The sequence below is a fragment of the Paraburkholderia madseniana genome (genome assembly GCF_009690905.1).
GTDB lineage: Bacteria > Pseudomonadota > Gammaproteobacteria > Burkholderiales > Burkholderiaceae > Paraburkholderia > Paraburkholderia madseniana.
Map to the genome: position 1 here is coordinate 1 of NZ_VOSW01000170.1, position 12,300 is coordinate 12,300.

At 63.8% G+C, this 12,300-nt stretch carries 10 protein-coding genes and 1 pseudogene; 6 read left to right on the forward strand and 5 right to left on the reverse strand.

All coding sequences use genetic code 11. The annotated features are described in order from the left end of the window. Window positions 1-207 precede the first annotated feature (207 nt). The 4 genes from FSO04_RS43220 to FSO04_RS43235 all read right to left on the reverse strand — a co-directional run bounded on the left by FSO04_RS43220 (window position 208) and on the right by FSO04_RS43235 (window position 4,185). Entirely contained in the window at window positions 208-465 is a 258-nt protein-coding gene (locus tag FSO04_RS43220; protein ID WP_154567470.1) for a DUF4148 domain-containing protein, read from the reverse strand. A gap of 139 nt (window positions 466-604) precedes the next feature. After that, window positions 605-1,378: a slipin family protein gene (locus FSO04_RS43225; protein ID WP_054036028.1), complete on the reverse strand. Its 774-nt coding sequence runs from the start codon at window positions 1,376-1,378 to the stop codon at window positions 605-607. Then, on the reverse strand, window positions 1,375-3,054 hold the full coding sequence (locus FSO04_RS43230) for an NfeD family protein (RefSeq protein WP_154567471.1): 1,680 nt from the start codon (window positions 3,052-3,054) through the stop codon (window positions 1,375-1,377). The genes FSO04_RS43225 and FSO04_RS43230 overlap by 4 nt, the downstream gene beginning before the upstream one ends. An 84-nt stretch (window positions 3,055-3,138) precedes the next feature. Further along, a complete protein-coding gene (locus tag FSO04_RS43235) occupies window positions 3,139-4,185 on the reverse strand; it encodes an AraC family transcriptional regulator (protein ID WP_154567478.1) in 1,047 nt (348 codons plus the stop codon). A gap of 298 nt (window positions 4,186-4,483) precedes the next feature. On the opposite strand from FSO04_RS43235, the gene FSO04_RS43240 reads away from it, so the two are divergent. The 6 genes from FSO04_RS43240 to FSO04_RS43265 all read left to right on the forward strand — a co-directional run bounded on the left by FSO04_RS43240 (window position 4,484) and on the right by FSO04_RS43265 (window position 11,916). Continuing rightward, window positions 4,484-5,617 carry an acyl-CoA dehydrogenase gene (locus tag FSO04_RS43240; protein ID WP_154567472.1) on the forward strand — a complete coding sequence of 378 codons (1,134 nt, stop codon included), beginning with the start codon at window positions 4,484-4,486 and terminating at the stop codon, window positions 5,615-5,617. 107 nt (window positions 5,618-5,724) lie between these two features. Continuing rightward, the gene (locus tag FSO04_RS43245) at window positions 5,725-7,416 is read left to right on the forward strand and encodes an AMP-binding protein (protein ID WP_154567473.1); all 1,692 of its coding nucleotides are present in this window, start codon (window positions 5,725-5,727) and stop codon (window positions 7,414-7,416) included. A 70-nt stretch (window positions 7,417-7,486) separates the two neighbouring features. Beyond that, complete coding sequence (locus tag FSO04_RS43250) at window positions 7,487-9,004, forward strand: CoA-acylating methylmalonate-semialdehyde dehydrogenase (protein ID WP_154567474.1); 1,518 nt, start codon at window positions 7,487-7,489, stop codon at window positions 9,002-9,004. 37 nt (window positions 9,005-9,041) lie between these two features. Further along, entirely contained in the window at window positions 9,042-9,953 is a 912-nt protein-coding gene (mmsB, locus tag FSO04_RS43255) for a 3-hydroxyisobutyrate dehydrogenase (RefSeq protein WP_154567475.1), read from the forward strand. Continuing rightward, on the forward strand, window positions 9,953-10,771 hold the full coding sequence (locus FSO04_RS43260; RefSeq protein WP_154567476.1) for an enoyl-CoA hydratase: 819 nt from the start codon (window positions 9,953-9,955) through the stop codon (window positions 10,769-10,771). Before mmsB ends, FSO04_RS43260 begins: the two co-directional genes overlap by 1 nt. Continuing rightward, window positions 10,768-11,916: an enoyl-CoA hydratase/isomerase family protein gene (locus tag FSO04_RS43265; protein ID WP_154567477.1), complete on the forward strand. Its 1,149-nt coding sequence runs from the start codon at window positions 10,768-10,770 to the stop codon at window positions 11,914-11,916. Before FSO04_RS43260 ends, FSO04_RS43265 begins: the two co-directional genes overlap by 4 nt. Before the next feature lie 51 nt (window positions 11,917-11,967). On the opposite strand, the pseudogene FSO04_RS48085 reads toward FSO04_RS43265, so the two are convergent. Then, a pseudogene (locus FSO04_RS48085) lies at window positions 11,968-12,174 on the reverse strand (MFS transporter); the annotation flags it as partial. Window positions 12,175-12,300 lie beyond the last annotated feature (126 nt).

The window sequence follows — 12,300 nt, forward strand, 5'->3', positions numbered from 1 at the left end:
GACAGGCGGAGCCTGGCGGGGCGGCGTGAATTGAAACGATTCGGCCAGAAGCCAGCCGTAAAAATGCAGGTAGAAGGCGCAGGAGGGGAAAAGAGCGCGGCAGGCGATTCATGCGTGGACGTGCAGGGTATACAAGGCCGGCGCCGCCTGCGACCTTTGCAGTCGCGAGCAGTCCGGCCTGCCGCTTCAAGGCCAGGTTGAGACTGATTACTGCGCCGTGCTCCCATTCATCTGCTGGGCCCGCCGCGCGGCGACGATGCGGCCCGCGCGTTGCGCGTTGTCCGGATAGTCGATCCAGTCGAGCGGATCGTAGCCGGCGGCGCGCCAGGCGGCCAGATCGGCTTTCACCTGGGCGCGCGTTAGCGGCGCCGACGGGTCGTAAGGTCGCGAAGTCTGTGCAAACGCGCTGCTTACACTCATGGCGGCTAACAGCGCGCCGAGTCCAACTAGAGAAGCGATTTTCATGATTGGCTCCTATGGAGCGGTTAAAAACGACCCCTAAATTTTAAATTTCATGGTCATTCCGAGTAAGTCGATTGCAGGCAATGCACCATTTCACCCCGTGATCCAAAGCGGGCTAAAGTGAAGCGGCGCGTCCCCCGGTTCAGGAGGCCGACGGCTTGCTGAAGCGATCCAGCACCGCGCTCAGCAGATCGATCGGCAGTGGGAAAACGATCGTCGAATTCTTGTCGGCGGCGATCGTCGTGAGGGTTTGCAGGTAACGCAACTGCATGGCCTGCGGTTGTTTCGACAGCGTCTGCGCCGCCTCCAGCAGATGCTGCGAGGCCTGCAATTCGCCTTCCGCATGAATCACCTTGGCGCGCCGTTCGCGCTCGGCTTCGGCCTGACGGGCGATCGCGCGGATCATCGTTTCGTTGATGTCCACATGCTTGATCTCGACGATCGCCACCTTGATGCCCCACGCGTCGGTTTGTGCATCGAGCACCTTCTGGATATCGGCGTTCAGTTGCTCGCGAGCCGCCAGCAGGTCATCGAGTTCGTGCTTGCCGAGCACCGCGCGCAGTGTGGTTTGCGATAACTGGCTGGTCGCCTCGAAATAACGCGCCACCTGGATCACCGCCTTTTCCGGATCGACGACGCGGAAATACACCACCGCGTTGACCTTCACCGACACGTTGTCGCGCGTAATCACGTCTTGCGGCGGCACGTCGAACACGACGGTGCGCAGATCCATGCGCACCACCTGCTGCACGATCGGGATGATCAGTACGAGACCCGGTCCCTTGACCTTCCAGAAGCGCCCGAGCATGAACACCACGCCGCGTTCGTACTCGCGAAAAATCCGTATCGATGAAGCAATCAGTGCGGCCACCAGCAGAATCAGAATGCTGCTGAAGCCGAATGTGAAACCGATCATGAGCGTTCCCCTTGTTGTTGTGCTTCCGCGGGCACCACGGTCAGCGTCAGTCCGCGGCGCGCGGTGACGCGCACCGTGTGACCGGCCGCGACCGGGGCCGTGCTGGACACCCGCCAGCGTTCACCATGCACCTGCGCCCAGCCGGCCAGCGTGCCGCCGCCCGCTGCTGCGTCTGCTGTTGCGTCCCCCTGCAGCGGACCGCCGTCCGGCGACAGGCCGCCGTCGAGCACGACGCCGAGACTGCCGATCAGCCCTTCCGAGCCCGTCACCACGGGCCGGCTGCGCGCCCGCAGGGCGAGTCTCGACACGCCGAACACAAACACGACGCTGAACACGGTCACGGCCGCGATCAGGGGCAGCGGAATGCCATAACCGGGCACGTCGGTATCGATCAGCATCAACGAGCCGATCACGAACGCGACTATGCCGCCGAAACCGAGTGAGCCGAAGGTCGGCAGAAACGCCTCGCCGATCAGGAATGCGATGCCGAGAAAGATCAGGCCGAGTCCGACGTAGTTGACCGGCAGCATCTGCATCGCGAAGAGACCCATCAACAGACTGATGGCGCCGACCACGCCCGGCAGCACGAAGCCGGGATTGGCGAACTCGAAGAAGAGGCCGTACATGCCGATCATCAGAAGAACCAGCGCCACGTTCGGATCGGTGATCACCGCGAGGAACTGGCTGCGCCAGTCGGCTTCGAGCGTGACTACCGATGCGTTGGCGGTGCTGAGTTTGACGTCGCCTTGGCTCGTGTTGATGGTGCGGCCGTCCACCTGGCGCAGCAGGTCGGGAATGTCGCGCGCGTTCAGATCGACCACGTGCTGCGCGAGCGCTTCGCTGGCCGACAGGCTGACGGCTTCGCGCACGGCGCGCTCGGCCCAGTCGGCGTTGCGTCCGCGCATCTGCGCGAGGCCGCGGATGTAGGCGGCCGCGTCGTGGACCTGCTTGCGCAGTTCGGTGGATTGGGTGTCGAGCGGAAGGGCGGCGCTGGCGGCGTTGCCGGCGCTCGCCGGGGTCGCTGAGCTGGCTGAGTTGGCAGAATTCGCTGGCGCCGCTGGGTTCGCCGAATCCCCCGAGGCAGGCGTTCCGGGCCCGTTCTTTGGTGCGCCGCCGCCGGCTCCCGTGCCGGGTAATCCGGGCATACCGCCGCCGCCCGCAGGCGGTTCCGCACCGCCGATACCCATCTGAATCGGCGTCGCGGCACCCAGATTGGTGCCCGGCGCCATCGCCGCAATATGGCTGGCGTAGATGATATAGGTGCCGGCGCTCGCCGCTCGCGCGCCACTCGGGGCGATAAAGGTGGCGACCGGCACCGGCGAGCCCAGAATCGCCTTGATGATCTGCCGCATCGACGTATCCAGTCCGCCGGGCGTATCGAGTTGCAGCACGGCGAGTTGCGCGTGTTCGTCGGCGGCGCGCTGCAGGCTGCGCACGATGAAGTCGGCGCTGGCCGGACTGATTGCGCCGTTCACCGGGATCACGACAACGCTATTCGGCGCGCCGGCGGCCTCGGCGACGCCAACCCGCGGTGCGTTTTCACACAATGCAAACCCGAGCGCCAACAGTACGCCGAACGCGGTCATGCCGCGCATCAACCGGCCCACGACTCCGCCACGGATAAGCGCAAAGCGCGGACCAGACTGCCGGAACGGGAGGCGCGGATACGTGCTCATCGCTGACGGCTGCCGCGCCATGCCGACGGGTATCGACCGGCGCGGGCCGATACCCCAAAAAAAGGCTGGCCTGCTCCTTACAGCTTAGTCCGATTCCGCGCGGCGCGTGAAATCCGCGCGCGCCGGCCGGTAGTCGGTCGGCCGCATCCCGGTCCACTTGCGAAACGCGCGATGAAACGCGCTCGGTTCCGCAAAACCCACGGCGGTGGCGATGTCGGCGATCGTGCGATCGGTGTCCTGTAGTTCGCCGATTGCGATGTCGCGCCGCAAGTCGTCCTTGATCGACTGATAGGTATAGCCTTCCTGTTTCAAACGCCGCCGCATCGTCGCTTCGGCGACGTGCAGGCGCAGCGCCATCTGGTCGGCGGCCGGCCAGCCGGCCATCGGCAGCGCGCGCAGCATCTTGCGCACGCGAGCGGCAAGCGAGCCGGGATTGCGGTATTTGACGATGAAGCTGCCGGGCGCATCGCGCAGGAACGGCTTGACCGACTTCGTGGTCTGGATCACCGGCAGTTCGAGAAATGCCGGCGACAGGTCGACGTACGACTCGGTTTGATCGAACGCCATGTCGTCGCAGAACATCAGGCGGTATTCATGCGCGGCAGGCGGTTCGGCGCAGCGAAAGCGCGCCTCGATCAGCGGAATGCGCCGCCCGACCAGCCAGCACAGCAGGCCGTAAACAACGATGAAGTAGGTCGCATAAGCGAACATGGCCGGCGGCCTCGCGCCTTCGCGTTCGACAAACCGCAAGCGCACGCGCTGCGCATCCGTTTCGATCTCTGCGCCAAGATCGTCGAGTACGAGCCGCATGAAACCGACCGCCCGCGCGAGCGCTTGCGCGCCGTTACGCGCGCTCAGCGCCGTCTGGGTCATTGCGACGAAGCTGCCGCTTTTCATGCGGTGCGAGTCCTGGCCGAAGAACTCGTCGTCCAGCGCGCGGGCGATGCCGGCCCACAGCGCGCCGTACTGCGCCGACGAGACCCGGCTTTTCGGCGACGTCAGCATCGTTGCCGCGATGCCGGCGGCTTCGGCGAGCGGCAGCGCCTCGAACCCACGCGCTCGCGCCAGCGTCAGGGCCTCCTCGACGAGACTGACGGAAATCGTGCCTTTGTCGTCCTTGGCGTTTTTCATGTTTTTCATGGTTCTCTGGCAAATGCGCTCAACATTTTCCTTGGGGCGATTCGCTAAGCCTTTGAAAAGGTGGTTTGAATCGGGTTTGAATGATACCGGTATGGCAAATGCGCTCAATCAGAATGATCGGGCTGAGCATCGAACCTGTCCAGTAGCTTCCCTACACTTGGCCTGAACCGATCGCGGGAAGCCTCGTCCCGGAGACACCACGGCGAGGCCGGTCATCCCCCTGCGATGAGTCGCAAATGACGAGCAGCGCCTCGTCGCCGCGACGCGATGCATACAACAGGATCGAGCCATGGATAGCTTCTACACCGACGAACAGCGGATGATCCGCGACGCCGCCCGCGACTTCGCCACCGAACGTCTCGCGCCGTACGCCGGACAGTGGGATCGCGACGCGAAACTGCCCTCCGAAGTCGTGACGCAAATGGGTGAGCTGGGCTTTCTCGGGATGATCGTGCCGTCCGAGTGGGGTGGTTCCTATACGGACTACGTGGCCTACGCGCTCGCCCTCGAGGAGATCGCTGCGGGCTGCGCCGCCTGCGCCACGCTGATGAGCGTGCACAACTCGGTCGGCTGCGGGCCGATCCTGAACTTCGGCACGGACGCGCAAAAGGACCGCTATCTGCAAGACCTCGCCACGGGCCGCCGCATCGGCGCGTTCTGCCTGACCGAGCCGCAAGCCGGCTCTGAGGCGAACAATCTGCGCACCCGTGCGGTGCTGCGCGACGGCAAATGGATTCTCAACGGCAACAAGCAGTTCGTAACAAACGCCGCGCGCGCCAGCATCGCGATCGTGTTTGCCGTCACCGATCCCGACCGCGGCAAGCGCGGCCTGTCAGCCTTCATCGTGCCGACCGATACGCCGGGCTTCAACGTCGGCAAGCCCGAGCACAAGCTCGGCATTCGCGCCTCGGACACCTGCCCGATCTCGTTCGACGATTGCGCGGTGCCCGAGGCCAATCTGCTCGGCGAACCGGGCGAAGGCCTGCGCATTGCGTTGTCGAATCTCGAGGGCGGGCGCATCGGTATTGCGGCACAGGCGGTCGGCATCGCGCGGGCTGCATTCGATGCCGCGCGCCTCTATGCGAACGAACGCGTGCAGTTCGGCAAGGCGCTGAAGGACCACCAGACCATCGCCAATATGCTCGCCGATATGGCGACCCGCCTGAACGCCGCGCGTCTGCTCGTGCACCACGCAGCGCGTCTGCGCACGGAGGGCAAGCCGTGTTTGTCCGAGGCGTCACAAGCCAAGCTGTTTGCGTCGGAACTCGCCGAAGAGATCTGTTCGAATGCGATCCAGATTCACGGCGGCTACGGCTATCTCGAGGACTACGCGGTGGAACGCCACTATCGCGACGCCCGCATCACGCAGATTTACGAAGGAACCAGCGAAGTGCAGCGGATGGTTATCGCGCGGCATGTTTAAACGCAAGTGAGACGGCGTTTGAGCGCAAAATAGCCTGCCGACAAGGCAAATCCACAGGCAAAAATCAGAGCGCATACCGCGCCAACAGCATGGGATTGGAGACGACGATGACTGCAGCGAAGGGCTTTCTCGAAGCGCGCGACCTGTTATTGCGCCATCGAACCGACTACGAGCGCGCCTACCGCGAATTCGCGTGGCCGACGCCGGGCCAGTTCAACTGGGCGCTCGACTACTTCGACGTGATCGCGCGAGATAACGACAACCCGGCGCTGTGGATCGTCGACGATCCGGCCAGCGACGGCTTGCCCCTCTCCTACGCGCAGATGTCGGAGCGCTCGTCGCGCATGGCAAATTTCCTGCGCGGCCTCGGCGTGGGGCGCGGCGACCGCTTGCTGCTGATGCTGCCGAACCGCGTCGAACTCTGGGACGTGATGCTCGCCGCCATGAAGCTCGGCGCGATCGTGCTGCCGGCCACCACCCAGCTTTCCGCCGACGACGTGCGCGACCGTGTGCAGATTGGCGGCGCGCAGTTCGTGGTGGTCGACAGCGCGGAGCTCGCCAAGTTCGATGCACTCGACGTGCCGCTCACGCGCATCTCGGTCGGCACGCCGCGCGACGGCTGGATCGATCTGGCCGCGGCCTATGACGCATCGCCGCAATTCACGCCCGACGGCGTCACGCAGGCCACCGATCCGATGCTGCTGTACTTCACCTCGGGCACGACTTCGAAGCCGAAGCTGGTCGAGCATACGCATCAGAGTTACCCGATCGGCCATCTGTCGACCATGTACTGGATCGGCCTGCAACCGAATGACATCCATTGGAACATCAGTTCGCCGGGCTGGGCCAAGCACGCGTGGAGCTGCTTCTACGCGCCGTGGAATGCGCAGGCCTGCGTGTTCGTTTTCAACTTTCCGCGCTTCGTGCCGAAAGACACCCTTGACGTGCTGGTGCGTTTCAACGTCACCACGCTGTGTGCACCGCCGACCGTCTGGCGCATGCTCGTGCAGGAGCATCTCACCGACTATCCGGTGAAGCTGCGCGAGATCGTCGGCGCGGGCGAGCCGTTGAATCCGGAGATCATTGAGCGCGTCAAGCATGCGTGGGGTATCACGATACGCGACGGTTTCGGTCAGACCGAAACGACCTGCCAGATCGGCAACCCGCCGGGGCAACCGGTTGTGCCGGGTTCGATGGGCCGTCCGCTGCCGGGCTACAAAATCGAGCTCCTCGACGCCGACGATCAACCCGTCACCGAAGGCGAAATATCGCTGCCTCTGGCCGAACGTCCGCTCGGTTTGATGACCGGCTACGCGAACAACGCCAACGCCACGGCGCAAGCCATGCGCAACGGGTTCTACCACACCTCCGACGTCGCGTTGCGTCGTGATGATGGCTACTACGTCTACGTCGGCCGCGCCGATGACGTTTTCAAATCGTCCGATTACCGGCTGAGCCCCTTCGAACTCGAAAGCGTGCTGATCGAACACGAAGCGATCGGCGAAGCCGCTGTGGTGCCGAGCGCCGATGCATTGCGCCTGGCGGTGCCCAAAGCGTTCGTCACCGTGCGCCAAGGGTATGAAGCCAGCCCCGAACTCGCGCGCGCGGTCTTCGCGTTCTCGCGCGAAAAACTCGCACCGTACAAGCGGATTCGCCGCCTGCAATTCAGCGAGCTGCCGAAAACCATCTCCGGCAAGATTCGCCGCGTCGAATTGCGGCGCCGCGAAATGGAGCGCGAGGCCGAACCCGCGCGCCTGCCGGGCGAGTATTGGGAAGAGGACTTCCCGGATCTGCGTTGATTCTGCATTGATTCTTTTTATTCCACATCACTGTCCGGCCGCCACGCGGTCACTGCACAGGAGTTCCAGCATGAGCGCAACTGCATCGAACAAGGCCGCCACCGTCAAACTGCTGATCAACGGCGAGTTCGTCGAATCCAAAACCACCGAATGGCGCGACATCGTCAACCCGGCCACGCAAGAGGTGCTCGCACGCGTGCCGTTCGCCACCGCCGATGAAGTGAACGAAGCGATCCGCTCCGCGCACACCGCGTTCAAGACGTGGAAGGACACGCCGATCGGCGCGCGCATGCGCATCATGCTGAAGTTCCAGGCGCTGATTCGCGAGCATTCGCCGCGTATTGCCAAGACACTGAGCGCAGAGCAGGGCAAGACGATCCCCGACGCGGAAGGCGATATCTTCCGCGGGCTCGAAGTGGTCGAACATGCCTGCTCGATCGGCACCTTGCAGCAAGGTGAGTTCGCCGAGAATGTGGCGGGCGGCGTGGGGACCTACACGTTTCGGCAGCCGATCGGCGTATGCGCCGGCATCCCGCGGTTCAATTTCCCCGCCATGATCCCCTTGTGGATGTTCCCGATGGCGATCGTCTGCGGCAATACGTTCGTGCTGAAGCCTTCCGAGCAGGATCCGCTGTCGACGATGCAACTGGTTGAACTGGCGCTCGAAGCCGGTGTGCCGAAGGGTGTTCTGAATGTCGTGCATGGCGGCAAGAACGTGGTCGATGCGCTCTGCACGCACGATCTGGTGAAGGCAATTTCCTTCGTCGGCTCGACCGCGGTCGGCACGCACGTTTATCGCCTTGGTAGCGAACACGGCAAACGCGTGCAATCGATGATGGGCGCAAAGAATCACGCGGTGGTGCTACCCGATGCGAATCGCGAGCAGACCTTGAATGCTCTCGCTGGCGCAGGGTTTGGCGCAGCGGGACAGCGTTGCATGGCAACCTCGGTGGTCGTGCTGGTCGGCGCGGCGCAGCAATGGCTGCCCGATCTGGTGGCGAAGGCGAAGACGCTGAAGGTCAACGCCGGTAATGAGCCGGGTACGGACGTCGGCCCGGTCATCTCACGTGCCGCGAAGCAGCGCATTCTCGGCTTGATCGAAACAGGCGTGAAAGAGGGCGCAACGCTGGCGCTCGACGGCCGCGATGTGAAGGTGCCGGGCTACGAGCAAGGCAACTTCATCGGCCCGACGGTCTTCGCGGACGTCACCACGGAGATGGAGATCTATCGTCAGGAAATCTTCGGCCCGGTTCTGGTGGTACTGAATACCGCCACGCTCGATGACGCGATCGCGCTCGTCAATAGCAATCCGTTCGGCAACGGCGTGGGTCTTTTCACGCAAAGCGGCGCGGCGGCGCGCAAATTCCAGAGCGAGATCGATATCGGCCAGGTCGGCATCAATATTCCGATTCCGGTGCCCGTGCCGTTCTTCAGTTTTACCGGCTCGCGCGGCTCGAAACTCGGCGATCTCGGGCCGTACGGCAAGCAGGTCGTGCAGTTCTACACGCAGACCAAGACGGTTACCGCCCGCTGGTTCGACGACGATACCGTCAACGACGGTGTCAACACGACCATCAGCCTGCGCTGAGGCCTAAGGTCCATTGTTTTGCATGGGAAATGACATCATGAAAATAGGCTTTATCGGACTCGGCAACATGGGCGCACCGATGGCGCTCAACCTGCTGAAGGCGGGTCACGCGGTCAATGTATTCGATCTCAATGCGCAAGCGGTGCAGGCACTCGTCGATGCGGGCGCCAAAGCCGCAAGTTCGCCGAAGGCCGCGGTGACAGACGTCGAATGTGTGGTGACGATGCTGCCCGCTGCCACTCACGTGCGCAGCGTGCTGATAGCGGATGACGGCGTTTTCGCCGGCATCGCGGAAGGCGTGACGATCATCGATTCGAGCACCATCGATCCCGCGAGTGTGAAGGCGTTTGCCGAACTTGCCGAGCAACGCGGTAATACCTTCGTCGACGCGCCCGTCTCGGGCGGCACCGGGGGCGCGGCGGCGGGCACCTTGACCTTCATGGTCGGCGGCAGCGCGGATACGTATGAGCAGGTCAAACCGGTGTTGTCGGCGATGGGCAAGAACATCGTGCATTGCGGCGACACCGGCACCGGTCAGGTGGCGAAGATCTGCAATAACCTCGTGCTCGGCATCACGATGGCGGGCGTGGCCGAGGCGATGTCATTGGGCGAGGCGCTCGGCATCGACCCGAAAGTGCTGGGCGGCATCATTAATACCTCGACCGGCCGCTGCTGGAGTTCGGACACGTATAACCCGATGCCCGGCGTGATCGAAACCGCGCCGTCCACGCGCGGCTATACCGGCGGCTTCGGCACCGATCTGATGCTTAAGGACCTGGGGCTCGCCACCGACGCCGCAAAATTCGCTCGTCAACCGGTGTATCTCGGCGCTCTGGCTCAACAGCTTTATCAGACGATGAGCACGAAGGGCGCAGGACGTCTGGACTTCTCGGCGGTGATCAAGCTCTATCGCAAGGACGGCAAGGACAGCAAGGACGGAGACGAGTAATGATCGAACTCGACTACGCACACGACGGCGCCGTTGCGCTGCTGACGCTCAAGCGGCCGCCCGCGAACGCGTTCACACCGGACGGTTTGCTGCAATTGCAGCAGACGGTGGAGCGTCTGAACGGCGAAGCGCGCGTGCGGGCTATCGTGATCACGGGCGACGGCCCGAAGTTCTTCAGCGCGGGCGCCGATCTGAACACGTTCGCCGATGGCAATCGCGAAGTCGCGCGCACGGCGGCGACGCGCTTTGGCGCGGCGTTCGAGACCCTGCAGAACGCACGGCCAGTGGTGATCGCAGCGATCAACGGTTATGCGATGGGCGGTGGGCTCGAATGTGCGCTGGCCTGCGATATCCGCATCGCCGAGCAACACGCGTTGCTGGCGTTGCCCGAAACGGCGGTGGGTCTATTGTCATGCGGCTGCGGCACGCAGACACTGCCGTGGCTGGTCGGCGAAGGCTGGGCCAAGCGGATGATCCTGACCGGCGAACGCGTCGACGCTGCGACCGCATTGCGTATCGGTCTCGTCGAAGAAGTGGTGGAAAAGGGCGCCGCGCGCGAGGCCGCGTTGACGATGGCAGCGCGTGTCGCGAGCCTCAGCCCGCAAGCGGTCAGCTTCAGCAAGACGCTGATTCACCAGGGCCGCAACGGCGTGCCGCGTGCGGCGGCGTTGGCGGTGGAGCGGGAACGATTTGTCGATCTGTTCGACGGCGCCGATCAGCGCGAAGGCGTCAATGCGTTTCTCGAGAAGCGCGCGCCACGCTGGCAGGTGACGCAAGCTGAGCCGGCCGCTAACGCCGGGCAGGAGACGCATCGATGAGCGCCTTGCAGAGCGTCGCGGTCGATACGGGCGTCGAAGCGGAGCGCGAGATTCTGTTTCGCGTCGTCAACCGCGTGGCGATCATCACGCTGAACCGGCCGGCCGCGCTCAATGCGCTATCGCACGCGATGGTGCGCGAGCTTGCCGTACTGGTCGAACATTGCCGTACCGACGACGGCATCGTTGCGCTCGTGCTGAAAGGTGCGGGCACCAAGGGCTTTTGCGCCGGCGGCGACGTGCGCGAGGTGCACCGGCTCGCGAAGAATGGCGACAGCCGCTGGCTTGCGTTCTTCGTCGACGAATACCGGCTCGACTACGCGCTGCACAATTTTCCGAAGCCGGTGGTCGCCTTGCTCGACGGTATCTCGATGGGCGGAGGCATGGGGCTCGGTCAGGCGGCGCGGCTGCGTATCGTCACGGAGCGCAGCAAGATTGCGATGCCGGAGACGCGCATCGGCTTTCTGCCTGACGTCGGTGCGACGCGTTTCCTGAGCGTGATGCCGGCGGAGGTCGAGTTGTATGTCGGGCTCACCGGCGTGACGCTATCCGGCGCCGACGCATTGCGCCTGCAACTCGCGGATCTGTGCGTGCCGGCCGAGTGGCTTGCCACCTTCGAAGAGCGCCTGCAGCGCATGTCGCACGGGGGAGACTTGATGGCTGCATTGCGCGGCGTGTTCGAGCCGCCGTGCAACATCATCCCGCATGCTGCATTGGGGCCGTTTACCCAGTTGATCCTGCGGCATTTCGACCGGCGGTCGAGCATCGAGCGGATCGTCGCGACATTGCGCCACGATCTGGAGCGCGAGCCTGCGCGTGAGGTGAAACAGTGGCTGCAGTCTGCTTATGACGCGATGGTTGGACACTCGCCCACGATGCTGTATGTCACACGCGAGGCACTCCTGCGCGGCCGGCAGATGACCTTGGCGGAGTGCTTCCGGATGGAGCTGGGCATCGTCAAGCGGGTGATCGAGGAAGGCGACTTCTGCGAAGGCGTGAGGGCGCACTTGATCGACAAGGATCGCAAGAGCCGCTGGGCGCCGGCGACGCTTGCGGAAGTGCGCTCGGAACGCGTCCGCCATTTTCTGAGCTCGCCGTGGAAGCGGGAAACGCATCCGCTGGTTGGGTTGGGGGTAGAGGAAGCTTGAAGGCAGCGCGCGCCGACGCGGTGTTTCAGGCTGCGTCGGCGTGCGTGAACGTCATCCTCCTCCTACTGTGTCGCCCCTGAATACACCTGGCGGCGGCACTGTACTTTGCGCCCCTCGAACCCGGGAAACCCAAAGCACCCCGATCAACGCGACGGCGACCGCCACCCATCCCACGGTCCCATATCCCTCGATCTGTCCCGTCGGCGAACTGCTCAGCATCAAGCCGCCGATCCACGCGCCGCACCCCGTGCCCAATGCGGTTCTGGTGCAAATAGGATCGGCGAATCGGTTAGAGTTGTTGGAGCAAAACGAACTGATAACCGGTGATGACCAAACTGAAGAGCCTGAAGGAGTTGTTCGATGGACGTCATTTTGATCGGGAGA